This window comes from Acidimicrobiales bacterium (assembly GCA_035316325.1).
Lineage (GTDB): Bacteria > Actinomycetota > Acidimicrobiia > Acidimicrobiales > VFJN01 > DASXTK01.
Map to the genome: position 1 here is coordinate 57779 of DATHJB010000011.1, position 26590 is coordinate 84368.

Sequence of the window (26590 nt, forward strand, 5' to 3'; positions counted from 1 at the left end):
TCAAGTTCCGTTTCGACGGCAGTTTCGAGGTCCTCAGGGCCGACGGAAGATCTGCGCCAGCTCGGCGGGGGCGACGACCTCGAGCTGCTCGTAGGTGCAGTCGGTGGGGAGCTTGTCGTCGCGCCAGCGGAGCATGCGGCCGCCGTGACGGAACCGGCCCGACTGCAGGTTCTCGTAGCGCACCTCGATCACCCGCTCGGGGCGCAGGGGCTCCCAGTTGAGGTCCTTCTTGTTGTTCCAGCGGCTGGGTGTGCCCGGCATCAGGCGGGTGCCGTCGTGCGCCCCGGCCTCGGCCCACGACCGCCACGGGTGGCCCTCCAGGGCGTTGTCCCGCAGCGGCGCCAGCTCGTCGACCAGCTCGGCCCGGCGGGCGATGGTGAAGCTGCTGGCGACGCCGACGTGGTTCAGCTCGCCCCGGTCGTCGTAGAGGCCCAGCAGCATCGACCCGACGCCCTTGCCGTCCTTGTGCCAGCGGAACCCGGCGACGACGCAGTCGGCGGTGCGCTGGTGCTTCACCTTGAACATGGCCCGCTGGTCGTCGAGGTAGGCCCCGTCGGCCGCCTTGGCCATCACCCCGTCGAACCCGGCGCCCTCGAAGCGGCGGAACCAGTCCTCGGCGGTGTCGGGGTCGTCGGTGACGGGCGTGAGGTAGACCCGCTGGCGAGCCGCGCCCCCGAGGACTCCCTCCAGCAGGCGGCGGCGCTCGGTGAAGGGCTGCTCGCGGAGGTCCTTGTCGCCCAGGGCCAGCAGGTCGAAGGCGACGAAGCTGGCGGGCGTCGTCTCGGCCAGCATGTCGACGCGGGAGGCCGCCGGGTGGATGCGCTGCTGCAGGGCCTCGAAGTCGAGGCTGCCGTCACCGCTCTCGGCCAGGACCACCACCTCGCCGTCGATCACGCACCGGTTGGGGAGGGCGGCCTTGAGCGCCACCACCATCTCGGGGAAGTAGCGGGTGAGCGGCCGGTCGTTGCGGCTGCCCAGCTCGATCTCGTCGCCGTCGCGGAACACGACGCAGCGGAACCCGTCCCACTTCGGCTCGTACACCAGCCCCTCCACCCGGGGCACCTCGTACACCGCCTTCGCCAACATCGGCCGCACCGGCGGCATCACGGGAAGCTCCATCGCGCCCGAGACTACGACCGGCACCCTCGTCCCACAATCGACCCACTCTCCACCCACATGCGCGGTAGCGTCGTGGGCATGAAGGCAACGGTCGACAAGGCAGGTCGAGTCGTCATCCCGAAGTCCATCCGTGAACGCAACCGGCTCGTACCGGGAACCGAGGTCGAGATCCTCGATTTCGGCGACCACATCGAGCTGATCCTCCCCGACGACCGCCCGGAAGCGGTGCTCATCGAGAAGGAGGGAGGCCTTGTCATAGCCGAACAGGCAGGGCGCCGCGAGACAATGGACGAGACTCTCGATCTGCTGGATGAGCTACGTGAATCGCGGCTCGGGTAACGGGCCGACAGCGCTCGTCGACACGAGCATCGCCTTTCCCACCCTCAGGCAGCAGCACGACAATCACGAACTGGCCCTCGCGGCAGTCATCGAGCATCAGGCCGGCATCGCGGCGCACAGCCTCTTCGAGACGTACGCCATCCTGACCCGCCACCCGGAGCTGCGTGTCTCACCGTCGAGCGCGCTGGCACTGATCGACAGAAGGTTCAAGCACCGAGCGGTGCTGTCGAGCGCCGCGACGAACCGCGCGCTGAAGGCCATCGCGGCCGGAGACATCCGTGGCGGGGCGACCTACGACGCCCTCATCGGTGCGACGGCCGCCGAAGCGGGGCTCCCGCTCCTCACCTTCGACCGGCGGGCGCAGCGCACCTACGAAGCCGTCGGCGTCGAGGTCCGCTACCTCGCCTGAGGGTCAGGGCAGGCGGGACTGCTGGGCGCTGGCGTAGGTGCTGGTGGGGCGGAGGGCGAGGCGTTCGGAGACGAGGGCGCGGGCCAGGGAGGTCTGGCCGGAGCGGACGGCGGCCTCGAGGAGGGTGCGGTGCAGGACGTCGCGCTGGGCGTGGGAGCCGCCGAACCGGTGCAGGCGCCGGCGGATCGGTGACAGCTCGGCGACCACGTCGTCCCAGCGCTCCTGGCCGAAGGCGACCACGGCCCGGCATGCGGGCAGCCCGATCTCGGCGGTCATCGCCAGGTTCGTGCCCGCGTCGGGCCCGCCGGCCGCCGAGCCCTCGGCGACGTAGCGGGTCAGCGCCTCGACCACCCGCTCGGCGTCGGTGATCCGGCCGGCACCGACGAACGCCAGCACCGCGTGCAGGTCGTTGAAGGCGTACCACGGCTCCGCCGACGCTGCCGCCGACGCCCAGGCCTCCGCCAGCGGACCGAAGCGGCCGCCGGTGTCGAGGCCGTCGAGGTGGAGGCGCCACAGCAGGGCGCTGGCGTCCACCATCTCCAGCGCCACACCCTCCGACGCCGCGTTGTGGATCTGCCGGTCGTAGACGGCCAGCACCGCGGCGAGGTCGCCCACCTCCAGCCGGAACAGGGCCAGGTGCCACCAGTTGTGGACGGCGAAGAGGTTGCCGCTGCCCCAGTCGGCCTCCCGGGACGTGAGGAACTCGATGCCCGTGTCGACCAGACCCCGCATCTCGTAGGTGTGGGTGACGGCGTGGAGGGCCCAGAGGTCGTCGCGGTTCACCGCCAGGGCCGCCTGCCCGGCCTCCTCCGCCGCCTCGTAGTGACCGGACTCCTCCAGCCCGAACGCCAGCATCCCCCGCACGAGCGCGGTGTGCGGGTGCGCGGGGTCGAGGGCCGACAGGCTGCGGCCCGGACGGTCGCGCAGGTTGGCGGCGTCGCCCCGGAAGAAGTCGAGCTGGTGGCCCAGCATCAGGGCCAGGAGGTCGGCGGGCCAGCGCACGAGCAGGTCGTCGAGCACCTCGGCGGCCCCGCCCCAACTCCCGGAGGCCCAGGCGCCGACGGCGTCGTGGTGCGCCCGCTCCCGCTCGCCCATGGGCGTGGCGGCCATCGCCTGCCAGGACGCCCGAGCGACCGAAGCGTCGGGGCGCTGCGTGGACGACAGGTGGAGGTAGGCGACCAGCGCGTGGCTCATCGCCACATCCGCGTGCCGCTCGGCCAGGGTCGACGCGCACGCGAGAACCTCGGGGTCGAAGCGCAGGAGCCGGTCGACGGCCCGGTCGTAGAGGGCCACCGCCGCCGCGTCGGCGACGACGGGGTTGCCGTGCTGGTCGACGGCCGCAGCGCTCGCCATGGCCGAATGTTCGCACACCGACTGAACGATTCGTCGCCCACGGTTCGGAGCAGGCGACGCCGCACAAGTACCGTGGCGACATGGCCGAACACGCGATGAGCGAGCGGCTCGCCGATCTGGCGCGGCGCAAGGAAGAGGCGTTCGCGCCCGGCTCCGAAGCGGCACGCCAACGCCAGCACGACCGGGGGAAGATGCTGGCCCGCGAGCGCATCGAGCTGCTGCTCGACCCCGGCAGCTTCCACGAGCTCGACGTGCTGGCCCGCCGGCCCAGCGAATCGGGCTTCGACGACCGGCCCTACACGGACGGCGTGATCACCGGCTGGGGCACGGTCGAGGGTCGCAAGATCTTCGTGTTCGCCCAGGACTTCACGGTCTTCGGCGGCGCCCTCGGCGAGGTGTTCGCCGACAAGATCCACAAGCTGATGGACCTGGCGCTCAAGGTGGGCGCCCCGGTCGTCGGCCTGAACGACGGCGCCGGCGCCCGCATCCAGGAGGGCGTGGTCAGCCTCGACAGCTACGGCGGCATCTTCTACCGCAACGTGCAGTCGTCGGGCGTCGTCCCCCAGATCAGCGTGATCATGGGCCCGTGCGCCGGCGGAGCGGTCTACTCCCCCGCCATGACCGACTTCGTGTTCATGGTCGAGGACACCTCGTACATGTTCATCACCGGCCCCGACGTGGTGAAGACCGTGACCGGCGAGGAGGTCACCCAGCAGGAGCTGGGCGGCGCCCTCGCCCACGCCTCCCGCTCCGGCGTGTGCCACTTCACCAGCCCGGACGACAAGGCCTGCATCGACGACGTCCGCTACCTGCTGAGCTTCCTGCCCTCCAACAACCTGGAGGAGCCCCCGCAGGTCACCCCGGCCGACGACCCCGAGCGCCTCTGCCCCGAGCTGCGCGACCTCATCCCGCCCACGTCGAACCAGCCCTACGACATGCACCGGGTGATCGACGCGGTGGTCGACGAGGGCGAGTTCTTCGAGTACGCGGCCCGCTGGGCGCCCAACATCCTCTGCGGCTACGCCCGCCTCGACGGCCAGCCCGTCGGCATCATCGGCAACCAGCCCATGCACCTGGCCGGCGTGCTCGACATCGAGTCGTCCGAGAAGGCGGCCCGCTTCGTCCGCACGTGCGACGCCTTCAACATCCCGCTGGTCACGTTCGTCGACGTGCCCGGGTTCCTCCCCGGCGTCGACCAGGAGCACGGCGGCATCATCCGCCACGGCGCCAAGCTGCTCTACGCCTACTGCGAGTCGTCCGTGCCCCGCATCCAGGTCGTCACCCGCAAGGCCTACGGGGGCGCCTACGTGGTGATGAACGCCAAGTCGATCGGCGCCGACCTCGCCTTCGCCTGGCCCTCGGCCGAGCTGGCGGTGATGGGCCCCCAGGCCGCCGTCGAGATCGCCTACCGCAAGGAGATCACGGCGTCGACCGACCCGGTGGCCCGCAAGGCCGAGCTGGTGGAGGAGTACACCGAGCGCTTCGCCAACCCCTACCAGGCCGCCGAGCGGGGCTACATCGACGACGTGATCGACCCCGCGGAGACCCGCACCAAGCTGATCGCCAGCCTGGAGCTGCTGCGCTCCAAGCGCGAGGAGCTCCCGCAACGCAAGCACGGCAACGTCCCCCTCTGATCGACGTGCCGGACGACGACGACGTCACCGTCGACAAGGGCGGCGATCCGAGCGACGAGGAGCTGGCGGCCATCGTCGCCGCCATCGAGGTGGCCTGGCCACGGGCCGCGGCCGCCGCGCCACCCACCGCTCCGCCGCGGTGGCGGTTCTCCGGTCGGTGGTGGTCGAAGCCGGTGCCGTTGCGCCGCTCGCGCCCCTGGTAATCGCACCACCACAGGGGTTCCCCAAGCGAGGCACTGCACGTAGCCTTGTCACCACTGGCAGAATTGAGGTCGGTGGGCGACTTACGGGCACAAGAGTTAGCGGCAGCAGCCGCGCACACCCCTCGCCCCGCCCGTCCCCAAGCGGTCGGACGCCCGGCGTCACGGGCCAAGCGCAGTGAGCGCAAGGGGATCGACGGCCGGGTCGCCCGCTCGCTGCGGACGATCGACCACATCATCGACGCCCTCCTCGACCTGCTGGAGCAGGACGGCGACCTGCGCCCCACCGTCGTCCAGGTGGCCGACCGGGCCGGCGTCTCCCGTCGGGCCGTCTACCTGCACTTCGACAGCCTGGAGGCCCTGTTCGCCACCGCCGCGGCGCGACGGGCGACCGAGGTGTGCAGCACCTGGCAGACGCCCGACACCGACACCTCGCTGGCCGAGCGGATCGAGTGGTTCACCGACCACTGGGCGGTGCTGTCGGAGGCGCTGCGGCCCCTGCGTCAGGCCGGTGCCCTGTACGAACCGTTCTCGCCGCAGGTGCAGGAGACCTTCGACCAGGCCCGCCAGTGGGCCCGCAGCGCCGTCGAGATGGTGTTCATGCCCGAGCTGTCGGCCCGCTGCTCCCACGACCGCGCCCCGCTGACAGCCGCATTGCACCACGCCACATCGTGGAGCGGTTGGGACGACCTGCACCGCCAGGGCGTCGACGCCGACCAGGCCAGCGCCGCGATGCGACTGCTCCTCACCGCGTTGCTCACCCCGCCGGATCGGATGGCACACTTCTGCCAACACGAACCTGAGTAGGGCGGCGGAGGCTCCATGGACCTGACGACGGTCGCCGACGACGAGGTGGTCTTCCACGACGGGCTCGAGGTGCGGCGCTACCCGGGACTGGAGCCCGACACCGCCTACGAGCTCGAAGGGCGACAGGTGCGGACGCTGCCCCGGCCCGGCGGCGAGCTCCTGACCTCGTTCTGCACCGCCAACGACGTGCACTTCGGCGAGCTGGAGTGCGGCCACCTCGACGGCTTCGACGAGGGCCCGATCTACATGTCGGAGCCCGACGCCGAGCCCTACCCCACGCTGATGAACCGCTGCGCCGTCGCCGAGATGACCGAGGTCGACCCGGCCGCGGTGGTGGTCAAGGGCGACCTGACCGCCTTCGGCACGCTCGACGAGTACGAGCAGTTCCTCGCCGTGTACGAGCCGGCCTTCGGCGACCGCCTGCACCACGTCCGCGGCAACCACGACGCCTACTACGGCGAGACGTTCGCCGACACCGCGCCCTACGCGGTGGAGCTCCCGGGCGTCACCCTGGCGGTGATCGACACCGCCATCCCCCGCCGCGAATCGGGACGGGTGAGCGCCGAGTCGCTGGAGTGGCTCGACCAGCTGGCTGCCGAGGCCGACCGCCCGGTGCTGGTGTTCGGCCACCACCACGCCTGGAGCCCCGACTCCGCCGACCGTCCCGAGGGCTACTTCGGCATCAACCCGGACGACTCCGAGCGCCTGGTGGAGCTGGTCGCCCGCCGCCCGGGCATCCTCGGCTACTTCGCCGGCCACACCCATCGGAACCGGGTGCGGCGCTTCACCGCCACCGGGTCGCTGCCGTGGGTGGAGGTGGCGGCGGTGAAGGACTTCCCGGGCGGCTGGGCCGAGTACCGGGTGTTCGAGGGCGGGATCCTGCAGGTGTTCCGCCGGGTGTCGGTGCCCGAGGCGCTGGCGTGGAGCGAGAAGACCCGCGACATGTACGGCGGCCTCTACGAGGGCTACGCGCTGGGCGCCCTGGGCGACCGCTGCTTCCCCATGGAGCCCCGTTCGTAGGCCCGGGGAGCCCCGACACCCGGCTCCCCGGTCGCCGTGGGAGCCTGACGGGATGCGAGAGATGCGCGGCAGCCGCATCGCCTCCGCCGTTGCACTTGCCGTGCTGATGGCCTGCTCCGAGGGGGACGGCGACGCCCGCCAGACAGACGGCGAATGCACCGGCGAGTCGCCGATCCTCGCGTTCGACCATGAGACCACCGACCCGAACCGTGGCATCGGCGGCGGGGTGCCCGAGGTGAGCGTGGTCATCGCCGATGGCGGCCGCGAGATGATCACCGGCGACTGGGTGGTCAGCCAGGCCGACTTCGCTCCCGATGGCGGGCAGCTCGTCGTCGTGAAGGCCGACGGCGACTACGAGTCGTCGGGGCCCCGGTCGACCGCCCTGTGGGTGATCGGCACCGACGGCATCGACACCACCGATCCCCGGGAGCTGACCGGCGGTGACGTGAGCGACGAGGACCCCGACTGGTCGCCCGACGGCACCACGATCGTGTTCAACCGCATCGAGCTCGAGGCGGGCACCTTCAGCTGGCGGATCATGACCGTTCCCGCCGAGGGCGGTGAGCCCAGCGAGGTGCTGGATGAGCCGATCTGGTCGCCCGACCGGCTGGAGGAGCCGACCTGGTCGCCCGACGGCACCCGCCTGGCGTTCACCCGCAGCGTCTACACGGGTGGCATCCACGAGGAGACCTCCGTGTGGACGATGGCGACCGACGGCAGCGGCGCCGCACCTCTGGTCACGCTGCCCTACGTCGAGGAGATCGACTGGCATCCCGACGGCACGTCGTTGCTGGTCGACACCGGTGACGGCGCCGAGGTGGTCGACGTCCGCACCGGCACCGCCGAGCTGCTCTCCGACCGGATCGAGGAGGCCGTGTGGTCGCCCGACGGCGGCAGTGTCTACTACTTCGAGAAGCCCGACAACAGCGACCCGGACCGGGCGATCCGCCGGAGCCGGGTGGAGGACGGCCGGCTCGTAGCTACCGAAGACGTCGTCACCGGCGTCGACCCGTCGTTCGGGCTCACCGTCGGCCCCTGCGGTTGAGGCACGGCCGCCGACAGGACCTCGAAGTGCGCTGGTAGGACCACACGTCGTACCGTCAGATGTCCATGGGAGCGGATACGGCGCCACACGTAGGCCCCCTCGCCGGGCTGCGCGTCCTGGACATCGCGACCGTGGTCGCCGGACCGGGCGCCGCCCGCTACCTGGCCGACTACGGCGCCGACGTCCTCAAGATCGAGCGACCGGGTGCCGGCGACTCCACCCGCACCATGGGCCTCACCGACCCCCGCGACGGCGTGGCGCTGTACTGGAAGGTCGTCGCGCGCAACAAACGCTGCGCCACGCTCGACCTCAAGTCGCCCGAGGGCCACGACACGTTCCTCCGCCTGGTCGACGAGGCGAACGTGCTGGTGGAGAACTTCCGGCCGGGCACGCTGGAGCGGCTGGGGATCGGGCCGGACGTGCTGCTGGCGCGGAACCCGAAGCTGGTGATCCTGCGGGTGACGGGGTTCGGGCAGGACGGGCCGTACGCCGGGCGGACGGGGTTCGCCACGATCGCCGAGGCGATGTCGGGCTTCGCGGCGATCAACGGCGAGGCCGACGGGCCGCCGCTGCTGCCGCCGATCGCCCTCACCGACGAGCTCACCGCCATGGTGGGCGCCTTCGCCGTGATGGTGGCGCTGTGGTCCGGCGTCGGGCAGGTGGTCGACGTGAGCCTGCTGGAGTCGCTGCTCCAGTGCATGGGGCCGCTGCCGGCCGCCTACGGGCTGACCGGGTTCCAGCAGCCCCGCATGGGGTCGGGCCTGCCCTACTCGGTGCCCCGGGGCACGTGGCGCTGCTCGGACGGGGCGTGGGTGGCGATCTCGGCGTCGGCGGAGCCGGTGGCGCGCCGGGTGATGGACCTGCTGGGGCTGGGCGACCGGGAGGACCTGCGATCGTTCGGCGGCCGCATCGCCGCCCGGGAGGAGATCGACGCCGCGCTGGCCGTGTACTGCGGCGCCCGCACCCTCGACGAGGTGCTGGTGGCCTTCGACGCCGCCCAGGCCGCCGCCGCTCCCGTCTACGACATGGCCGACGTGTTCGACGACCAGCACCTCAAGGCCCGCGGCGCGATCGACGACTCCACCGGCGTCCCCATGCAGTCGCTGGTCGCCCGCTTCTCGAAGACCCCGGGTTCCCTCCGCTGGGCCGGCCGCGCCCTCGGCGCCGACGACCCTCCCGCCTGGCTCCCGTAACCCCTCGAAATTGCGTGGCTGAGGGCCGCTCTGCAGCCCTCAGCCACGCAATTTCAGCCCTCGGCGCGGTGGGCGGTGGCGAGGGCGAGGATCTCGGACATGATCTTGGACAGCTCGAAGTCCTTCGGGGTGTAGACCGCGGCGACGCCGGCGGCGAGCAACGCGGGGCGGTCCTCCTCCGGGAGGATGCCGCCGGCGATCACCGGGGCCGTGACGCCGCCCTCGCGCACCCGGCGGACCACGTCGGGCACCAGCTCCAGGTGGGAGCCGGAGAGGATCGAGAGGCCGATCACGTCGGGGTCCTCCTCGACGGCCACGGCGGCGATCTGCTCGGGGGTCAACCGAATGCCCTGGTAGATGACCTCCATGCCGGCGTCCCGGGCGGCGACGGCGATCTGCTCGGCACCGTTGGAGTGCCCGTCGAGCCCCGGCTTGGCCACCAGCAGCCGCGGCGGCCCACCCTCCAGCGCCCGCACCCGCTCGGCCACCGCCCGCAGCGACGACGAACCGCCGCCCGCGCCCACGGCCGCGGCGACACCCGTCGGCGCCCGGTACTCCCCGAACACCTCCCGCAGCACGCCCGCCCACTCGCCGGTGGTGCCGCCGGCGTGGGCCAGGTCGATGGTGGCCGGCATCACGTTCTCACCCGACGACGCCACCCGCCGCAGCTGGTCGAGCGACCGCTTCACGGCGTCGTTGTCACGATCGGAGCGCCAGGTCTGCAGGTCGGCGACGGTCTGCGCCTCCAGGGCCGGGTCGACCCGGAGGATCGCCTCCTCCCCGTCGGCCAGCGGCGACGGCGCCGTCTCCCGGTAGACGTTGACGCCGACCACCTCGAGCGACCCGTCCTCGATGTGCCGCACGCGCTCGGCGTTGCTGCGCACCAGCCGGCCCTTCAGCTCGTCGATGGCCTCGAAGGCGCCGCCCAGCGCCAGCACGTCGTCCAGCTCGGCCGTCGCGGAGTCGACCAGCTCGGCCGTCTTCGCCTCCACCACCACCGAGCCCTCGAACAGGTCCGGGTACTCCAGCAGGTCGGTCTCGTAGGCGAGCACCTGCTGCATGCGCAGCGCCCACTGCTGGTCCCACGGCCGGGGCAGGCCCAGCGCCTCGTTCCACGCCGGCAGCTGCAGCGACCGCGCCCGCGCGGACCGGCTCAGCGTGACACCCAGCATCTCCAGCACGATGCGCTGCACGTTGTTCTCCGGCTGGGCCTCGGTGAGCCCCAGGCTGTTGACCTGCACGCCGTAGCGGAAGCGCCGGGCCTTGGGGTCGGTCACGCCGTAGCGCTCCTGCCCGATGCGGTCCCACAGCTCCACGAAGGCCCGCATCTTGCAGGTCTCCTCCACGAACCGGATGCCGGAGTTCACGAAGAAGCTGATCGACGCGAACACCTGGGGGAACCGGTCCTCGGGCACCTGGCCCGACTCCCGCACGGCGTCGAGCACCCCGATCGCGGTCGCCAGCGAGTAGGCGAGCTCCTGCGTCGGCGTCGCCCCCGCCTCCTGCAGGTGGTACGAGCACACGTTCATCGGGTTCCACAGCGGCACCCACTCGCTGCAGAAGGCGATCATGTCGACGATCAGCCGCCGTGACGGCACCGGCGGGAAGATGTACGTCCCCCGGGACAGGTACTCCTTCACGATGTCGTTCTGGGTGGTGCCCCGCAGCTCCTTCGACCCGACGCCCTGCCGCTCGGCGTTGGCCACGTAGAGCCCCAGCAGCCACGCCGCCGTGGCGTTGATCGTCATCGACGTGTTCATCTCGCCCTGCGGGATGCCGTCGAGCAGCTCGCCCATGTGGCCGAGGTGGGCGACGGGCACGCCGACCTTGCCGACCTCGCCCTTGGCCAGGGGGTGGTCCGGGTCGTAGCCGGTCTGCGTGGGGAGGTCGAAGGCGACGGAGAGACCGGTCTGCCCCTTGGCCAGGTTGGTGCGGTAGAGCTCGTTCGACGCCTTGGCCGTCGAGTGCCCCGAGTAGGTCCGCATCATCCACGGGCGATCGGGCTGCGGCAGGGTCGCTCCGGTCATGGGTCAAGTCTGCCGTTACCGGCCGTAGGGCGGCCAACGCACCCGCCAGCGGAGGGTCAGGAGCAGAAGATGCGGGGCTGCGGCAGGTGCACGGCCCGGCGCAGCGACTTCAGGTACGCGGCGCGGGAGACGCCCCGGGCCCCCAGCGTGTCGAGGTGCGGCGTCACCCACTGGACGTCGAGCATCCGGTGCCGGCTCAGCGCCTCGCCGCCGCCCATGATCTCCACCAGCCGCACCAGGGCGACCTTGGAGGCGTCGGTGCGCCAGTGGAACATCGACTCGCCGGCGAACAGCCCGCCGATGGCGACGCCGTAGAGGCCGCCGACCAGCTCGTCGGACTCCGGGTCCCACGTCTCGACGGAGTGGGCCCAGCCCAGCTCGTGCAACCGCACGTAGGCGGCCAGCACCTCCGGGGTGATCCAGCCGTCGGGGCGGGTGGGGTCGGCGCAGGCGGTGATCACGGCCTCGAAGGCGGTGTCGATGCGCACCTCGTAGCGGCGGCAGCTGCGCCGCAGCGACCGGCTGACCACCAGGCCGTCGAGCGGGATGATCCCCCGGGGCTCGGGCGACCACCAGCCCAGCTGCCCCCGCCGCCCGACCGGCATGGGGAACAGGCCGTTGCGGTAGGCGGCCAGCAGCGTCCCCGGCTCCAGGTCGCCCCCGACCGCCACGACACCGCTCTCGTCGGCCCGGTCGGGCGCCGGGAACGCCCACACCGACGGCGGCGGCTCCACCGGCATGCCCACCAGCTCTCGCTTCACGTCCCTCATCTACCCAGCCCCAGGTCCTTGGCCAAGGCGCGGCCGATGGCGAGGGTGGCCCGGCGGTTCAGCCAGGCGGCGACAGCGGCGCCGGTGAGGAACGGGAGCACGGTGGTCACGTTGCGGAAGTAGCGGCGCCGCAGCACCCGACCCAGGCGAGCCCGGGTCGCTCGGGACAGCAGGTCGGGCCGCCCCCGCGACATCACGACACCCGCCGGCGAGATGCCCCGCCCCGACATCCACGACCGCACCGCACCCGCCGTCCGCTCCCGGGGCCCGCCCTCCAGCGGGCGCCCGGCGACGTTGTGCAGCTCGGCCACCAGCTTCAGCTCCACCAGCACCACCAGCGCCGTCTCCGCCGCCAGCTCGAACGGGATGGCGACGGCCCCGGCGATCGACAGCTCCTGCACCGCCATCACCCCGCCGGCGGCACCCCCGATGGCGGCGCTGACGTGGCCCGACGATCGCACCATCGACCGCGCCAGGTCGGCCCCGACGAGCCCACCGTGGTGCGAGGACAGGGTGTCGGCGTCGCGCACCGGGACGTGGGGCGCCATGTCGACCACGGTGTCGGCCAGCCAGCGCCCGCTGGCGATGGCGCGACGCCCGGCGGTCCGGGCGGACCGCACCAGCGTCGTCAGTTGCTCCCGGTAGGACGCGTCCTCCAACATCCGGCGTCCATCTTGCCGGGTGGAGTCCGCGCTAGACCGCCCGCATGTCGGCGGCCGACACGCCCTTGGTCGACTCGACCACGCGGATCGTGGCCCGGGTGAGGGGCACGAGGCTGTCCTGGTCGATCTTGTCGAGCGTGTCCTGCTTGTCGAACAGGTACCACGGCGCGGCCAGGAAGTTGACGATCGGGACGCCCTCGTTCGAGTAGTAGCCACCGTCGGTGGGGGGCTGCGTGCCGATGGCGTCGGGCGGCAGGATCATCGAGCGCCGCAGGTCCTCGGCCACGAGTGCGTCGAGCAGCGCCGACTTGAGCCGGGGGATCTCGCTGGCGAAGAACCAGCGGGGCACCGGCCGCCCGTTGGACGCCACCGCGTCGCCCTCCTTCACGAACTCCAGGCAGGCGTGCTCGAGGTGGAACTCCAGCACGACGTTCTCGAGCTCGGCCTTGTGGTCCTCGATGTACTTGTGCAGGCCGGCACCACCCGACATGTGCCCACCGTGCAGGAGGAACACCAGCTTGTGGGGCCGCTCGGCCTCGGGGACCTTCGACCAGTACTCGGCCTGGGCCAGCACCAGCGAGATGCCGCTGCCGTCCTCCACCGCGGAGGCCCAGGGGCCGTCGTGGTGCGAGCCGATGATCACCATGTCGTCGTCGGCCCCGGGGAGCTCGCCGACCACGTTGTGCGACTCGAACTCCTCGTTGGTCGACTCGACCGTGAGCCGGATGCGCACCGGGCCGGCGGCGAGCTGGTCGTGGACCCAGGCGCCGTCGCTCTCCTTGAGCCACACGCCCGGGATGTCGAGGGTGCGCCCGTGGTAGGGCACGTAGTAGTCGCAGGTGTCGGTCGGGTAGCCCTTGAGCACCCCGACGAAGGCGGCGGCACCGGCCTCGATCGACGGCTCGACGTCCTCGCCCAGCTTCGACCCGAACGGCAGGTGGTGGGTCTCGCCCAGGTCGCCGTCGGGGTCGTGCATCCGCTGGTCACGGTCGGTGGCGGGGACGAAGATGTCGGCGGGCACGTTCAGGAACGCGACGTCGTAGAGCGACGCCTTCCCGGCGACCGCGGCGGGGTTCGCCTCGGTGAACGCGGCCAGCTCCACCTCCAGGCCCTCGACGGGGACGGTGAACGGCACCGGGAAGCACTCCAGCTCGCGGGCCTCGCCCGACGCGGGGATCACCTCGAAGGTCCAGCTCACCGCCTCGAAGCGGCGCACCGGCACCGGCTCCAGCCGCACGTTCTCCAGCCCCAGGTCGCGGAACTTGTCGGCGATCCACTCCTCGGCCCAGATGTCGGCCTCCCAGCCGGGCCGGCGGATGCCATGGCCGAAGACCTCTTCGATGTTGGCGAAGATCGCCGCGGTCGCGGGCACGAGGGCGTCGTTCACGCCGTCGCCGGGCGTGGGGTCGGTCGGGGGCGCGCCGCCCTCGTCACCGTTCCCGTCGCCGTCGCCCTCTTCGGCATCGTCGTCGTCCGAGCACGCCGCGACTCCCAGGGCGAGCACGCCCGCTGCCGTCGCCCCGGTGCGCGCCAGGAAGGCTCGCCGTGTCCAACGCAAAGTGGTTCCCCCTGCAGTGTCTGCAGCTAGCTCCGATAGTCGTAGAAACCCTGGCCGCTCTTTCGCCCCAGCAACCCGGCGGCCACCATACGCCGTAAGCGTGGCACCGCAGCGTAGTTCGGGTCCTTGAACTCCTCGTACAAGGCGTCGAGGATCGACAGCGAGGTGTCGAGCCCGACCAGGTCGAGCAGGGCCAGGGGGCCCATCGGGAAGTTGCAACCGCCCTTCATCGCGGCGTCGATGTCGTCGCGGTTGGCGGTGCCGTTCTCCAGCATGCGCACGGCGTTGTTGAGGTAGGGGAACAGGAGGGCGTTGACGATGAAGCCGGCCTCGTCCTTCACCTCGACCGACGTCTTGCCGGCCGCCGCGACGAAGGCGTGGGCCTCGGCGATGGTCTCGTCGCTGCTCAGCAGGGTGCGGACGATCTCGACCAGGCTCATCATCGGCGCCGGGTTGAAGAAGTGGACGCCGCACACGCGCTCGGGACGGCCGGTCTCGATGGCCATCTCGATCACCGGCAGGGTCGACGTGTTCGACGCCAGGATCGCTCCGGCCTTCACGATCCGGTCGAGCTCGGCGAAGAGCTGCTTCTTGACCGCCAGGTCCTCGACGATCGACTCGACCACCAGGTCGCAGTCGGCCAGGGCGTCGAGATCGGCGGTGGCGCTGACCCGCCCGTTGATGGCGGCGGCCTCGTCTTCGGCGAGGCGACCCTTGGCGACCTGCTTGTCGAGGGACTTGCCCAGCCCGGCGAGCATGGCGTCGGCGGTCTCCTGCTTGCGGGACCGGAGGACGACAGCGACACCGGCCTTGGCGGCCACCTCGGCGATCCCCGACCCCATGATCCCGGAGCCGACGATGCCCAGTCGTTCGATAACCATCGCCGCAGGCTACTGACGGGTAACCGGCGGGGTCCAACACCTGGCACGGCGACAGGTCGACGGACAGTAGCTTCGGGCGGGTGACTGGCTCCCTGGCCCTCGTCGGTGGTGCGGAATGGCGTGAGGGCTGCAGCTTCGACCGCGATCTGCTCAGTGCGAGCGGCGCCGACGAGGTTCTCGTGCTGCCGACCGGGGCCGCCTACGAGCACCCGCAGCGCCTGGTCGACGCCGCCACCGCGTGGTTCGCCGGGCTCGGTGCCCGGGTGCGCCCGCTGATGGCGCTCGACCGGGTGTCGGCCAGCGACCCCGACCACGTCGCCGCCGCCCAGGCCGCCCGGTTCGTCTACCTGGCCGGCAGCAACCCGATGCACCTGCGCTCGGTGCTGGTGCACAGTCCGCTGTGGGACGCCCTGGTGGCGGCCTGGAACGAGGGCGCGACGCTGGCGGGCACCTCCGCGGGGGCGATGGTGCTGTGCGACCCGGCGGTCGACCTGCGGGGCGGGGCGTTCACGCTGGGAATGGGCCTGGTGCCCAAGATGGCGGTGATCCCCCACGCCGACACGTGGTCGGAGGACAAGCGCCACCGCACCCTGCAGCTGGCACCCAAGGCCCTGCCGGTGGTCGGCATCGACGAGCGGACCGCGCTGGTGCGCTCGCCGTCGGGCACCTGGTCCGCCGAGGGCGCGGGCAAGGTGCACGTCTGGGTCGACGCCACGGAGCGCGACCTCGACGCCCTCCCCTGACCCCATCCGAAATCTCGACAGAAGTGGTGGCTATAGGACCAGTTCTGTCGAAATTTCGGGTCTCAGCTCTCCTCGACGGTGATCGTCTCGACGACCGTGAGCTCGGTGGGCACGCCGATGTCGTCGTTGGGGATGGCGGTGGCGTTGATGGCGTCGACCACGTCGATGCCGCCGGTGACCTCGCCGATCCGGGAGTAGGTGGGCTGGACGGCGGCCGCGCCCTCCCCGGTCACCACGAAGAACTCGCTGCCGGTGGTGTTCGGCTCGACCAGGTTCGACAGGGCCACCGCGCCCTTGGGGTAGAAGGGCTCCACGGTCGGGGGCTCCTCGGGGAGCAGGTAGCCGGCGTCGGCGTCGCCCACGTCGGGGTCGAACGGGTCGCCGGTCTGGGCCAGGAAGTCGTCGAGCACCCGGTGGAAGGCCACGCCGTCGTAGAAGTGGTAGCGGGCCAGGAACACGAAGCTGTTGACGCCCTGCGGCGCGGACAACGGGTCGAGCGTGATCTCGAAGTCGCCCCGGTTGGTCTCGACCGTGGCCACGTACGTCGCCGCGGGGTCGATGCACATCGGCGGGGCCTCGGTGAACTGCAGCGTGCGCTCCGAGGAGCCGTCCTCCTCGGGGCACTCCGGGTCGACGGCCACGCTCGGCCGTGGCGCCAGCGTGGTGGTGGGCCGGGGCTCGGTGGTGACGGTGTTGTCGCGCCGGGCCTGGCGGTCGCTGTCGCCGTTGCCGTCGCCGGCCCGGATGAACACGTAGACGACGATCAGGATCGCCGCCAGGCTGAGCAGCGCGTTGCGCGCACACCCCGCCCGGCTCGACCTCTTGTCAGAGCGGCCTTTGCTGCCGGTGCTGCCCTCCGCCATCCCTACAGTCTCGCGTCTTGCGGCTACCCGGCGCGCGTGATGTCGAGGATGTCGATCTCGAAGGCCAGCGGGCCCTCGCCCGGGTAGGCGTTGTTCTCGCCCAGCACCAGCCGCCGGCGCTCGCCGACCTTGGCGCCGACCAGGCCTTGCTTCCAACCCTCGATGAGCGACGCCTGGGCGAGCGGGGGCTCGATCGGGAACGGCGCCGCGCTCCACGATTCGTCGAGCACCGTGCCGTCGGGCTGCAGGCCGTAGTACATGACGACGTAGCCGTCGTCGGCCGTGCCCGGGTCACCCTCGCCTTCGATCAACGTCGACACCTCGAGGGCGTCGGCGGGGGTCTCGGCCGGTGGCGGCTCGGGCTCCGGGGCGCCGCGCTCGATGACGGCCGCCGCCGCCTCGGGGTTGGAGAAGGCGCTCGTGTCGACCGGCGCGGTGGTGGGCGGCTCGGTCGACTCGGGGACGGTCGTGGTGGTGTCCTCCTCGCCGGAGGTCTCGTCGCTGCCCGACGAGTCGTCGTCGCCGAAGAGGGCCGAGTACCCGAACGCGCCGCCGAGGACCACCACCGCCGCGATGCCCACGTTGCGCACCGTCCGGACGGTCCGTTGGCGTTTGGCGGCGGCCGTTTCCTCGATGATTCGGGCGTACCTGCCGGCTTTTTGGCGTTCTCGCTTGTCCGTTCCCACGAATCGGTGAGGCTAGCCAGCTCAGGGGGGTCGCCCCCAGTCACCCGACCTGACCACCACCTGACCTCGGCGACTGGTGGAACTCACGCTCCGTCACTTTAGGATGCCCCGACTGCACTCACCGAGGCGGTTCGTGCGAGAATCGTGGTGAGTGGAGTCGAATGTGGTGAGGCGGTTCGAATGGGCATGTCCCCAGGACGACGAGAAGTGATGAGCGACAACCACGACGATCACGAAGATCACGACGATCCGCCCACGAACGTAACCCTCGAAGTAGGTAGACGTCTCCGCGCCCTGCGCAAGGCCAAGGGAATGTCGCTCGACGACGTCGAGCGATCCTCCGAAGGCCGTTGGAGTGCCTCCGCCATCGGGGCCTACGAACGTGGCTTCCGCACCCTCAGCCTGCCAAGGCTGCACGAGCTGGCGGCGTTCTACGACGTCCCCGTCTCCGTGCTCCTGGGCCAGCAGGAGGCCATACCCGACAAGCCGCGCAAGCTGGTGCTCGACCTCGAGGCGCTCGGCAACGTGCCCGAGGCCGCGGCCATCCAGCGCTTCGCCCGCTCGATCGTTCTCGAGCGCGGCGACTTCAACGGCCGCGTGCTGTCGATCCGCCGCGACGACCTACGGGCCATCTGCGCCCTCCTCCAGGTCGACACCCCCGCGGCGATCGCCCAGCTCGAGGCCTGGGGCGCACTGGTCGATTCACCCGCTGCCTTTGAGTAACAGCCTCGCCGGCTTGCCGGCCGAGACCCCTTGGGGCGGCGGCGGGGTGGTTGGATGGGTAGGCAAACGAAGCAAACCCCCGAATTGGCTCTGACTCGGGTGACGTCGGCCGTTAGCGTCTGACGTCGTGCCCCTGGTCATCCAGAAGTTCGGCGGGACCTCGGTCGCCGACCCGGATCGCATCCGCGAGGTCGCCGACCACGTCGCGCGCACGATCCGCCACGGCAACAGCGTCGTTGTCGTGGTGAGCGCGATGGGCAAGGAGACCGACGACCTGATCCGCCTGGCCCACGACGTGTCCGGTGTCCGTCCCGGGCGCGAGATGGACATGCTGATCACCGCCGGGGAGCGCAAGGCGATGGCGCTGCTGTGCATGGCGCTGCACTCGCTGGGTGTGCAGGCCGACAGCTTCACCGGCAGCCAGGCCGGGTTCATCACCGACACCGACCACACCAGGGCCAAGATCGTGGAGCTGCGGCCGGACCGGGTGCGCAAGGCGCTCGACGAGGGCCGCGTGCCGGTGGTGGGCGGGTCGCAGGGCGTGTCGACCGACCGCGACGTCACCTTCCTGGGGCGGGGCGGCTCCGACACCACGGCCGTCGCCCTGGCGCACGCCCTCGACGCCGCCGCCTGCGAGCTCTACACCGACGTCTCGGGGGTCTTCAACGCCGACCCCCGCCTGGTGCCGACGGCGCGGCGCATGCCGGTCGTGTCGTTCGAGGAGCTGCTGGAGATGACCGCCACCGGCTGCCCCAAGCCGGCGATGCGGTCGGTGGAGTACGCCCGGCGTTGGGGCGTGAAGTTGCATGTCCGCTCGGCCTTCACCTGGGAGCCGGGCACCTGGGTCGTAGAGGAGGGCCCCTCCATGGAACAGGCGATCGTCTCCGCGGTCACCCACGACGTGAGCGAGGCCAAGGTCACCGTGTCGGGCGTGCCCGACCATCCCGGCATCGCCGCGAAGCTGTTCCGCACGCTGGCGGACGGCGACGTGAACGTCGACATGATCGTGCAGAACGTGTCCGACCACGGCGTGACCGACATCTCGTTCACCGCGCCCCGTGCCGACCTGGCGGCGGCCGTGGGGGTGTGCGAGTCGCTGGCGGGCGAGATCGGGGCCACGGGGGTGACGTCCGACAAGGACATCGCCCGGGTGAGCATCATCGGTGCGGGAATGAAGTCGAACCCCGGCGTCGCCGCCCGGATGTTCGCCACCCTGGCCGACGACGGCATCAACATCGAGATGATCTCCACCTCGGCCATCCGCATCTCCTGCGTGGTGCGGGAAGACCAGGTCGAGCAGGCCGTCGGCGCCCTCCACACCGCTTTCGAGCTCGACTCCTGAACCGAAACTGCGTGGCTCGTGGCCGCTATGGGGCCGCCTGCCACGCAATTTCGGATGGTTCAGCGGCCGGTCCAGTTCGGGGGCCGCTTCTCGGTGAAGGCGGCGATGCCCTCGGCGGCGTCCTCGGTGGCGGCGGTGACGGCCAGCAGCGGGTGGAGCAGCCGCAGCGACGCGTCGACGTCCTGGTCCCACACGGCGTAGAAGCCGTCGCGGCCCAGCTTCACGGCGGCGGGCGACTTCGCCGCCAGGGTCGCCGCCAGCTCGTCGACGGCGGCGTCGAGCCCCTCGACCGGGACCACCCGGTTGACGAACCCCAGCCGCAACGCCTCGTCGGCCGCGACCCGGCGGCCGGTGAGCATCAGCTCCAGGGCGGCCTTCGGCGGCATCGAGCGGATCAGCGGCACGGTGATCATGTGGGGCCACAGGCCCACGTCGACCTCGGGGGTGCCGAAGACGGCGTCGTCGGCCGCCACCACCAGGTCGCACGCCAGCGCCAGCCCGAACCCGCCGGCCAGGGCGTACCCCCGCACCCGGGCGATCGTCGGCTTGCCCAACCGGTACAGGTCGCGGAACAGCTCGGCCATCTCGCCGCGGGCCTCGTGGACCGCCAGCGTGTCGTCCGACGCCATCCCACCGAGGTCGGCACCGGCGCAGAACGCCGTGTCGCCGGCGCCGGTGAGCACGCACACCCGCACCTCGGGGTCGGCTTTCGCCTGAGCGAACGCCGCCCGCAGCGACCGCACCAGGTCCCACGACAGGGCGTTGCGGCGCTCGGGGCGGTTCAGGGTCAGCCGGGCGACGCCGTCGCTCACCTCGTGGAGAAGGGTTGGTTCTGCCATGATCACCGACGGTATGCCGTCCGCTCCCCCGCCCGACGAACCGGACGCGCCCGTGGACCCCGTGCTGGTCCGGCGTCGCCAGTGGGCCCGCTTCGCCGAGGTGGGCCAGCGGCTCGGCTACGGCCTCTACGCGCTGTCGCTGGGGCTGTTCTTCCTGGCCATGGCCCTCGACCTGCCGAAGGGCGTGGTCAACGTGATCGTGGTGGCGTTGATCCTGGGATCGGTGGTGCTGGCCCCCGCGATCGTGGTGGGCTACGGCGTGAAGGCCGCCGACCGCGAGGACCGTGAACGGGGCCTCAAGCCGTAATTGGCGTCGCGTCGCTCCGCCGCGAGTTACCGTCAAGTAGCCAGCGAGGAATGGAGCATCGTGTCCACACGGCTACCGGCCGCACGGCGGCGTCGCCAACTGCTCGAGGTCGCGTTGCACGTCTTCGCGAAGCAGGGCTTCTACGTGACGTCGATGAGCGACATCGCCGAGGCCGCCGGCGTGACGAAACCGGTGCTCTACCAGCACTTCGTGTCGAAGCGGCAGCTGTACGGCCAGCTCCTCGCCGAGGTGGGCAGCCAGATCCAGGAGGCGATCACCAAGGCCGTGGCGTCGGCCAGCTCGCCCCGGGAGCAGGTGGAGCGGGGCTTCGCCGCCTACTTCACGTTCGTCGACGACCACCGCGACTCCTTCCGGCTCTTCTACACCCGCGGCTCGTCACGTGACGAGGAGTTCTCCGCCATCACCCGCGAGGTGGAGAACACGATCGCCGAGCAGGTCGCCGGCCTCATCGAGATCGAGGGCCTGACCGCCGAGCAGCGGCGGCTCCTGGGCCACGGCATCGTCGGGATGATCGAGGGCGCCAGCACCCGCTGGATGACGTCGGACGCCGAGACCGACCCCCAGGAGCTTGCCCGCCAGCTGGCCGACCTGGCCTGGCGTGGCCTGCGAGGCGTCCGCCCCGACGGCTAGAAGGCGAGCGGGGCCACCGGGTCGTCCTCGGGGACGATGCCGGTCGTCCTCCAGGAGGACCAGCTCGACCCGGGCGCACCGGTACGGTCGTGCCGTGCGCGTCCGAGGGATCCGCCACCCCTACATGTGGGGCCGCGACCACCCGATGGTGGTCGACGTGCTCATCGCCGCCGCGGTGCTGGTGCTCGGGATCATCGCCGGCTACACGGCGCCGGAGGACCCCAACGTCCACGACCCGAACGCCCTCAGCCTCGCCCTGTCGGTGGTGGGGGCCGTGCCCCTCGTGGCTCGCCGGCGCTGGCCGCTCCCGGTGTTCGCCGTGTGCTGGGCCACGACGATGGTCCACAGCTACCTCCGCTACCCGGAGGCCGCCCCCGTCTTCGGCGTCCTGTTCTCCCTGTACGCGGTCGCCGCCCACGCCCGGACCCGCCGCAGCGCCGTCGTCGCCCTGATCGTCGCTCTGACCAGCACCGCCTCGTTCACGCTGGTCCCCAGCCTCGACACCGGCGTCGGCGACGTCATCGGCATCTGGGCGCTGCTGGTGGCCTCGTGGGTGCTGGGCGACAACATGCGCATCCGCCGGGCCTACGTGACGACGATCGAGGAGCGGGCCGAGCGACTGGAGCGCGAGCGCGACGCCGAGGCCCAGCAGGCCGTGCTGGAGGAGCGCACCCGGATCGCCCGCGAGCTGCACGACGTGGTGGCCCACGGGATGAGCGTGATGGTCGTGCAGGCCGGGGCCGCCCGGCGGATCCTGGCCAAGGACGACGCCGAGCAGGCCACCGAGGCGCTGCGGAACATCGAGTCGACCGGACGGAGCGCGCTGGACGAGATGCGGCGCCTGGTGGGCGTGCTGCGGGCGCCGGGCGACGGCGACACCGTGCCGCGCCTCCCGCAGCCCGGCATCGGCGACCTCCAGGAGCTGCTGCGCAACTGCCGCGAAGCCGGCCTCGACGTGTCGCTCCGGGTGGAGGGCGAGCCGCGGCCGCTGCCGTCGGGCCTCGGCCTGGTGGTCTACCGCATCGCCCAGGAGGCGCTGACCAACACGATCCGCCACGCGGGCCCCGCCCAGGCGCAGGTGTGCCTCGAGTACGCCGCCGACGAGCTGCGCCTCAGCGTGCACGACGACGGCCGGGGCGCCGCCACGTCGCCTCCCGCCGAGCCCGGCCACGGGCTGGCCGGCATGCGCGAGCGGGTGACCCTCTACGGCGGGAAGATCAGCGTCGGACCGCAGGCCGGAGGCGGCTTCCGGGTGTCCGCCGCGCTGCCGCTCGCCGCGAACGGGGCAGCATGAGCGTCCCTCCGCCGCTGCGAGTGGTCGTGGCCGACGACCAGCACCTCGTCCGCACCGGGTTCCGCATGATCCTCGACACCGAGGACGGCATCGACGTGGTGGGCGAGGCGTCCGACGGCGTGGAGGCGGTCGAGGTGTGCCGCCGCCTCGCCCCCGACGTGGTGCTGATGGACGTGCGCATGCCCCGCATGGACGGCATCGAGGCCACCCGCCGCCTGGCCGGCCCCGACGTCGTCCACCCGCTGCGGGTGCTGATCCTCACCACGTTCGACCTGGACGACTACGTGTACGCGGCGCTGCGCAACGGGGCCAGTGGCTTCCTGCTGAAGGACACGCCGCCCGAGGACCTGGTGCGGGGCCTGCGGCTGGTGGCCGCGGGCGAGGCGCTGCTGGCGCCCTCGGTGACCCGGCGGCTGATCGACGAGCTGGCGCAGGTCCCGGGCCCCCGGCAACCGCCCGCCGAGCTGGCGCTGCTGACCGACCGCGAGCGCGAGGTCCTCAAGCTGATGGCCGGGGGCCTGTCGAACGGCGAGATCGCCGCCCAGCTGATCCTCGGCGAGACCACGGTGAAGACCCACGTCGGCCGGGTGCTCACCAAGCTGGGCGTGCGCGACCGGGTGCAGGCGGTCGTGTTGGCCTACGAGTCCGGCCTCGTCACCCCCGGGACGTAGGCCCGATCCTCCCCGAGGACGACTCGGCCCGCGGCACCTGGTCCGTACGTTCGTCGCCATGCAAGCGATGACAAGTCCCCCTGTCACCGCCAGCACGGCCCGGGCGGATGTCGCCGCCCGGGCAGTGCAGGCCAGCAAGGTCTACGGCCACGGGTCCACGGCCGTGACCGCTCTCGACGACGTGACCGTCGACCTCCCCGCCGGCCGGTTCACCGCGGTCATGGGCCCCTCGGGCTCCGGCAAGTCCACCCTGATGCATTGCCTCGCCGGCCTCGACGACCTCACCCACGGCCAGGTGTTCGTCGGCGACGTGGAGCTCAACCGGCTCTCGGAGCGGGAGCTCACCCGGCTGCGGCGCGACCGCATCGGCTTCGTGTTCCAGGCGTTCAACCTGATCCCGACCCTCACGGCCATCGAGAACATCACGCTGCCGATGTCGCTCGCCGGCCGGTCGCCCGACAAGGGGTGGCTCGACGAGGTGATCGCCGCCACCGGCCTGGCCGACCGCGTACGTCACCGCCCCAGCGAGCTGTCGGGCGGCCAGCAGCAGCGCGTCGCCGTCGCCCGGGCGCTGGCCAGTCGGCCGGCCATCATCTTCGCCGACGAACCCACCGGCAACCTCGACTCCCGCACCGGCGCCGAGATCCTCGACTTCATGCGCCGGGCCGTCCGGGAGATGGGCCAGACCGTGGTCATGGTCACCCACGACCCGGTGGCCGCGTCCTACGCCGACGCCGTGCTGTTCCTGGCCGACGGGCGGATCGTCGACCTGATGGACGACCCGACGCCCGAACGGGTGCTCGACCGCATCAAGCAGCTCGGGACCTGAGGGCATGCGACAGGTCGCACTCCGCGGGCTGATGGCGCACAAGGGGCGCCTCGCCGCGACGTTCCTGGCGGTCGCCCTGGGCGTCGCCTTCATCGGCGGCGTCCTCACGCTGACCGACACCATGAACCGGTCGTTCGACGACCTCTTCGCCGACGTGTACGAGGGCACCGACGCCGTCGTCCGCTCGGACCGCACCATCGAGGGCGACTTCGGCGAGACCCGCGCCCGGGTCGACGCCGCTCTGGTCGACCAGGTGCGGTCCGTCGACGGGGTCGCCGCCGCCGAGGGCGGGGTGGAGGGCTACGCCCGCATCGTCGACCAGGACGGCGAGCCGGTGGGCAACCCCGACTTCGGGGCGCCCACGTTGGGCGGCAACTGGCCCGAGGTCGAGGACCTCAACCCCTTCCACCTCAGCGACGGCCGCGCCCCGGACGCCGCCGGCGAGATCGTGATCGACGCCGCCAGCGCCGGCAGCACCGGCTACGAGCTGGGCGACCGGGTGCCGGTGCTCACCCAGGAGGGCGCGCAGGACTTCGAGCTGGTCGGCGTGTCCAAGTTCGGCACCTCCGACAGCCCCGGTGGCGCCAGCTACGTGTTCTTCGGCGAGGCCGAGGCCCAGGAGCTGCTGGGCGAGGTCGGGCGCTTCGACAGCATCTCGATGGTGGCCGACGAAGGCGTCGGCGAGCAGCAGCTGGCCGACGACGTGCAGGCCGCGCTCGACTCGAGCGGCTCCGGCGAGGGAGCGGGTGGCGACGTCGAGGTGCTCACCGGCACCGCCGTCACGGAGGAGACCCAGTCCGACCTGCGCAGCCAGCTGTCGTTCGTCACGTCCTTCTTCCTGGCGTTCGCCGTGCTGGCGGTGGTGGTCGGCTCGTTCGTGATCTACAACTCGTTCTCGATCATCGTGGCCCAGCGCACCCGGGAGATGGCGCTGCTGCGGGCGATCGGAGCCAGCCGGGCGCAGGTGCGCCGGGCGATCCTGGCCGAGGCGGTGGTGGTCGGGCTGCTGGGCTCGGCCGCCGGGTTCGTGCTGGGCCTCGGGGTGGCGACGGCCCTGAAGGGGCTGATGGACATCGACTCGGGCCTCGCCGTGCTGCCCACCGCGGTCGTCACCGCCATGGGCTGCGGGCTGCTCGTGACGCTGGCCTCGGCGCTGATCCCGGCTCGTCGCGCCGCGAAGGTGCCGCCGGTGGCGGCGATGCGCCACGTCGCGGTCGACACCTCGGGTCGATCCGTGCCCCGCTTCGTCGCCGGACTCACCCTGTGCGCCCTCGGTGTGGTCGCCGTGATCGCCGGGGCCGCCGGGCACGCGGTCGGCACCGTCGGCCTCGGCGTCGCCGCGGCGTTCCTGGGCCTGCTGTTCGCCGGACCGGGCCTGGCCCGCCCGGTGAGCGCGCTGGTCGGCTGGCCGCTGGGCCGGGTGCGGGGCATCACGGGCACGCTCGCCCGGGAGAACGCCGGCCGCAACCCCCGGCGCAGTGCCTCCACCGCCCAGGCCCTGATGATCGGGGTCGGCATCGTCGCCTTCTTCCTGGTGATCAACACCTCGATCCGGGCGTCGTTCGACAAGATCCTCGACGACAACTTCGCCGGCGACTTCATCGTCGACTCCGGCTCGTTCGGGATGATCGGGCTGCCCCACGTGGTGGCGCAGCAGATCGGCGAGCTGCCCGAGGTCGAGACGGTGGCACCGATGCGGTTCGGCCTGGCCGACGTCGACGGCGACACCGTCGACCTGGTGGGCACGTCGCCGGCGGCGTTCGAGCTGATGGGGCTCGACGTGGTGGAGGGCTCCGACGCCCTCGGCCCCGGCGAGGTCGTGCTGCTGAAGGAGCACGCCGACGACGAGGGCCTCGGCGTGGGCGACACGCTCACGTTCGACTTCCTCGAGACGGGCCCCGCCACGCTCACCGTGGCCGGCATCTACGACGGCCCGCCGGCGGCGGCGATGGGCGACCGCGTCCTCGGGCTCGACGAGCTGGCCCGCCACGTCGCCGACGACACCGACGTCCAGGTGATGGTCGGGCTGACCGACGGCGTCAGCGTTGCCGAGGCCCGGCCGAAGCTGGAAGCCATCACCGACCCGTACGTCACCGCCGAGGTGCAGAGCGTCGACGACTACAAGGAGACCCTCGGCAGCCAGCTCGACGTGGTGCTCAACCTGCTGCTCGGCATGGTGGTGCTGGCGATCGTGATCGCCCTCCTGGGCATCGCCAACACCGTCGCCCTGTCGGTGCTGGAGCGCACGCGGGAGCTGGGCCTCCTGCGGGCCGTCGGCATGTCGCGGCGTCAGCTGCGGGCGACGATCCGCTGGGAGTCGGTGATCATCGCCCTGTTCGGCACCACCCTCGGCCTGGCCGTGGGCGTGCTGGGCGGCTGGGGCATGGTCAAGGCCTTCGAGGACGAGGGCTTCGAGGTGTTCCAGGTGCCGGTCGTGACGCTGGTCGTGATCGGGGTACTGGCCGGTGTGCTCGGCATGGGGGCGGCGCTGCTGCCCGCGTGGCGGGCCAGCCGGCTCAAGGTGCTCGACGCCATCGACGCCGAGTAGCCCCTGTTCCCAACCCCCGCCGGTGGGTCCCGCGCCTCGCGCCGGGACCCACTGCCGCGGGTTCGTGGCGTTCCTGT

At 71.8% G+C, this 26590-nt stretch carries 27 protein-coding genes; 17 read left to right on the forward strand and 10 right to left on the reverse strand.

Annotated features, from left to right (window positions below):
- Window positions 1-33: 33 nt before the first annotated feature.
- Window positions 34-1119 carry an ATP-dependent DNA ligase gene (locus VK611_01205; protein ID HMG39907.1) on the reverse strand — a complete coding sequence of 362 codons (1086 nt, stop codon included), beginning with the start codon at window positions 1117-1119 and terminating at the stop codon, window positions 34-36.
- Window positions 1120-1197: 78 nt separating this feature from the next.
- On the opposite strand from VK611_01205, the gene VK611_01210 reads away from it, so the two are divergent.
- Window positions 1198-1458: an AbrB/MazE/SpoVT family DNA-binding domain-containing protein gene (locus VK611_01210; GenBank protein HMG39908.1), complete on the forward strand. Its 261-nt coding sequence runs from the start codon at window positions 1198-1200 to the stop codon at window positions 1456-1458.
- The gene (locus VK611_01215) at window positions 1430-1867 is read left to right on the forward strand and encodes a PIN domain-containing protein (protein HMG39909.1); all 438 of its coding nucleotides are present in this window, start codon (window positions 1430-1432) and stop codon (window positions 1865-1867) included. The genes VK611_01210 and VK611_01215 overlap by 29 nt, the downstream gene beginning before the upstream one ends.
- 3 nt (window positions 1868-1870) lie before the next feature.
- On the opposite strand, the gene VK611_01220 is transcribed toward VK611_01215, so the two are convergent.
- Window positions 1871-3220, reverse strand: a complete 1350-nt coding sequence (locus VK611_01220) for a tetratricopeptide repeat protein (GenBank protein HMG39910.1) — start codon at window positions 3218-3220, stop codon at window positions 1871-1873.
- Window positions 3221-3300: 80 nt separating this feature from the next.
- Between VK611_01220 and VK611_01225 the strand changes: the two genes are divergently transcribed.
- The 6 genes from VK611_01225 to VK611_01250 all read left to right on the forward strand — a co-directional run bounded on the left by VK611_01225 (window position 3301) and on the right by VK611_01250 (window position 9119).
- On the forward strand, window positions 3301-4854 hold the full coding sequence (locus VK611_01225) for an acyl-CoA carboxylase subunit beta (GenBank protein ID HMG39911.1): 1554 nt from the start codon (window positions 3301-3303) through the stop codon (window positions 4852-4854).
- Window positions 4855-4859: 5 nt separating this feature from the next.
- Complete coding sequence (locus VK611_01230; protein HMG39912.1) at window positions 4860-5057, forward strand: acyl-CoA carboxylase epsilon subunit; 198 nt, start codon at window positions 4860-4862, stop codon at window positions 5055-5057.
- 72 nt (window positions 5058-5129) lie between these two features.
- A complete protein-coding gene (locus VK611_01235) occupies window positions 5130-5861 on the forward strand; it encodes a TetR/AcrR family transcriptional regulator (GenBank protein ID HMG39913.1) in 732 nt (243 codons plus the stop codon).
- Window positions 5862-5876: 15 nt separating this feature from the next.
- A complete protein-coding gene (locus VK611_01240) occupies window positions 5877-6881 on the forward strand; it encodes a metallophosphoesterase (GenBank protein HMG39914.1) in 1005 nt (334 codons plus the stop codon).
- Between the two features lie 52 nt (window positions 6882-6933).
- Window positions 6934-7926: a hypothetical protein gene (locus VK611_01245; protein ID HMG39915.1), complete on the forward strand. Its 993-nt coding sequence runs from the start codon at window positions 6934-6936 to the stop codon at window positions 7924-7926.
- Between the two features lie 65 nt (window positions 7927-7991).
- Window positions 7992-9119, forward strand: coding sequence for a CoA transferase (locus VK611_01250; protein HMG39916.1), 1128 nt, complete (start codon window positions 7992-7994; stop codon window positions 9117-9119).
- Between the two features lie 53 nt (window positions 9120-9172).
- Here VK611_01250 and VK611_01255 read toward each other — a convergent pair whose 3' ends face one another.
- From VK611_01255 to VK611_01275, 5 genes are all read right to left on the reverse strand, one after another.
- The gene (locus VK611_01255; protein HMG39917.1) at window positions 9173-11146 is read right to left on the reverse strand and encodes a protein meaA; all 1974 of its coding nucleotides are present in this window, start codon (window positions 11144-11146) and stop codon (window positions 9173-9175) included.
- Window positions 11147-11202: 56 nt separating this feature from the next.
- Window positions 11203-11916, reverse strand: coding sequence for a leucyl/phenylalanyl-tRNA--protein transferase (gene aat, locus VK611_01260; protein ID HMG39918.1), 714 nt, complete (start codon window positions 11914-11916; stop codon window positions 11203-11205).
- A complete protein-coding gene (locus VK611_01265; GenBank protein ID HMG39919.1) occupies window positions 11913-12578 on the reverse strand; it encodes a hypothetical protein in 666 nt (221 codons plus the stop codon). Before VK611_01265 ends, aat begins: the two co-directional genes overlap by 4 nt.
- Before the next feature lie 31 nt (window positions 12579-12609).
- Window positions 12610-14082, reverse strand: a complete 1473-nt coding sequence (locus VK611_01270; GenBank protein ID HMG39920.1) for a M28 family peptidase — start codon at window positions 14080-14082, stop codon at window positions 12610-12612.
- A gap of 80 nt (window positions 14083-14162) precedes the next feature.
- Window positions 14163-15017 (reverse strand): 3-hydroxybutyryl-CoA dehydrogenase, encoded by an 855-nt coding sequence (locus VK611_01275; GenBank protein ID HMG39921.1) that lies wholly within the window; start codon window positions 15015-15017, stop codon window positions 14163-14165.
- Window positions 15018-15097: 80 nt separating this feature from the next.
- Here VK611_01275 and VK611_01280 point away from each other — a divergent pair, with 80 nt between their 5' ends.
- A complete protein-coding gene (locus VK611_01280) occupies window positions 15098-15760 on the forward strand; it encodes a Type 1 glutamine amidotransferase-like domain-containing protein (protein ID HMG39922.1) in 663 nt (220 codons plus the stop codon).
- 62 nt (window positions 15761-15822) lie between these two features.
- On the opposite strand, the gene VK611_01285 is transcribed toward VK611_01280, so the two are convergent.
- Both VK611_01285 and VK611_01290 read right to left on the reverse strand, forming a co-directional pair.
- Window positions 15823-16623 carry a peptidylprolyl isomerase gene (locus tag VK611_01285; GenBank protein ID HMG39923.1) on the reverse strand — a complete coding sequence of 267 codons (801 nt, stop codon included), beginning with the start codon at window positions 16621-16623 and terminating at the stop codon, window positions 15823-15825.
- Between the two features lie 23 nt (window positions 16624-16646).
- Window positions 16647-17213 (reverse strand): FKBP-type peptidyl-prolyl cis-trans isomerase, encoded by a 567-nt coding sequence (locus VK611_01290; protein ID HMG39924.1) that lies wholly within the window; start codon window positions 17211-17213, stop codon window positions 16647-16649.
- A gap of 306 nt (window positions 17214-17519) precedes the next feature.
- Here VK611_01290 and VK611_01295 point away from each other — a divergent pair, with 306 nt between their 5' ends.
- Together VK611_01295 and VK611_01300 are read left to right on the forward strand one after the other, a co-directional pair.
- The gene (locus VK611_01295; GenBank protein HMG39925.1) at window positions 17520-18032 is read left to right on the forward strand and encodes a transcriptional regulator; all 513 of its coding nucleotides are present in this window, start codon (window positions 17520-17522) and stop codon (window positions 18030-18032) included.
- 127 nt (window positions 18033-18159) lie between these two features.
- Window positions 18160-19374: an aspartate kinase gene (locus VK611_01300; protein HMG39926.1), complete on the forward strand. Its 1215-nt coding sequence runs from the start codon at window positions 18160-18162 to the stop codon at window positions 19372-19374.
- Between the two features lie 59 nt (window positions 19375-19433).
- On the opposite strand, the gene VK611_01305 is transcribed toward VK611_01300, so the two are convergent.
- A complete protein-coding gene (locus tag VK611_01305) occupies window positions 19434-20213 on the reverse strand; it encodes an enoyl-CoA hydratase-related protein (protein ID HMG39927.1) in 780 nt (259 codons plus the stop codon).
- Between VK611_01305 and VK611_01310 the strand changes: the two genes are divergently transcribed.
- The 6 genes from VK611_01310 to VK611_01335 all read left to right on the forward strand — a co-directional run bounded on the left by VK611_01310 (window position 20212) and on the right by VK611_01335 (window position 26513).
- Entirely contained in the window at window positions 20212-20520 is a 309-nt protein-coding gene (locus VK611_01310; GenBank protein HMG39928.1) for a hypothetical protein, read from the forward strand. The genes VK611_01305 and VK611_01310 overlap by 2 nt on opposite strands.
- 60 nt (window positions 20521-20580) lie before the next feature.
- Window positions 20581-21171 (forward strand): TetR/AcrR family transcriptional regulator, encoded by a 591-nt coding sequence (locus VK611_01315; protein HMG39929.1) that lies wholly within the window; start codon window positions 20581-20583, stop codon window positions 21169-21171.
- Window positions 21172-21265: 94 nt separating this feature from the next.
- The gene (locus VK611_01320) at window positions 21266-22465 is read left to right on the forward strand and encodes a sensor histidine kinase (protein HMG39930.1); all 1200 of its coding nucleotides are present in this window, start codon (window positions 21266-21268) and stop codon (window positions 22463-22465) included.
- On the forward strand, window positions 22462-23136 hold the full coding sequence (locus VK611_01325; GenBank protein HMG39931.1) for a response regulator transcription factor: 675 nt from the start codon (window positions 22462-22464) through the stop codon (window positions 23134-23136). The genes VK611_01320 and VK611_01325 overlap by 4 nt, the downstream gene beginning before the upstream one ends.
- 67 nt (window positions 23137-23203) lie before the next feature.
- Entirely contained in the window at window positions 23204-23965 is a 762-nt protein-coding gene (locus VK611_01330; GenBank protein HMG39932.1) for an ABC transporter ATP-binding protein, read from the forward strand.
- Window positions 23966-23969: 4 nt separating this feature from the next.
- A complete protein-coding gene (locus VK611_01335) occupies window positions 23970-26513 on the forward strand; it encodes an FtsX-like permease family protein (GenBank protein ID HMG39933.1) in 2544 nt (847 codons plus the stop codon).
- Window positions 26514-26590 lie beyond the last annotated feature (77 nt).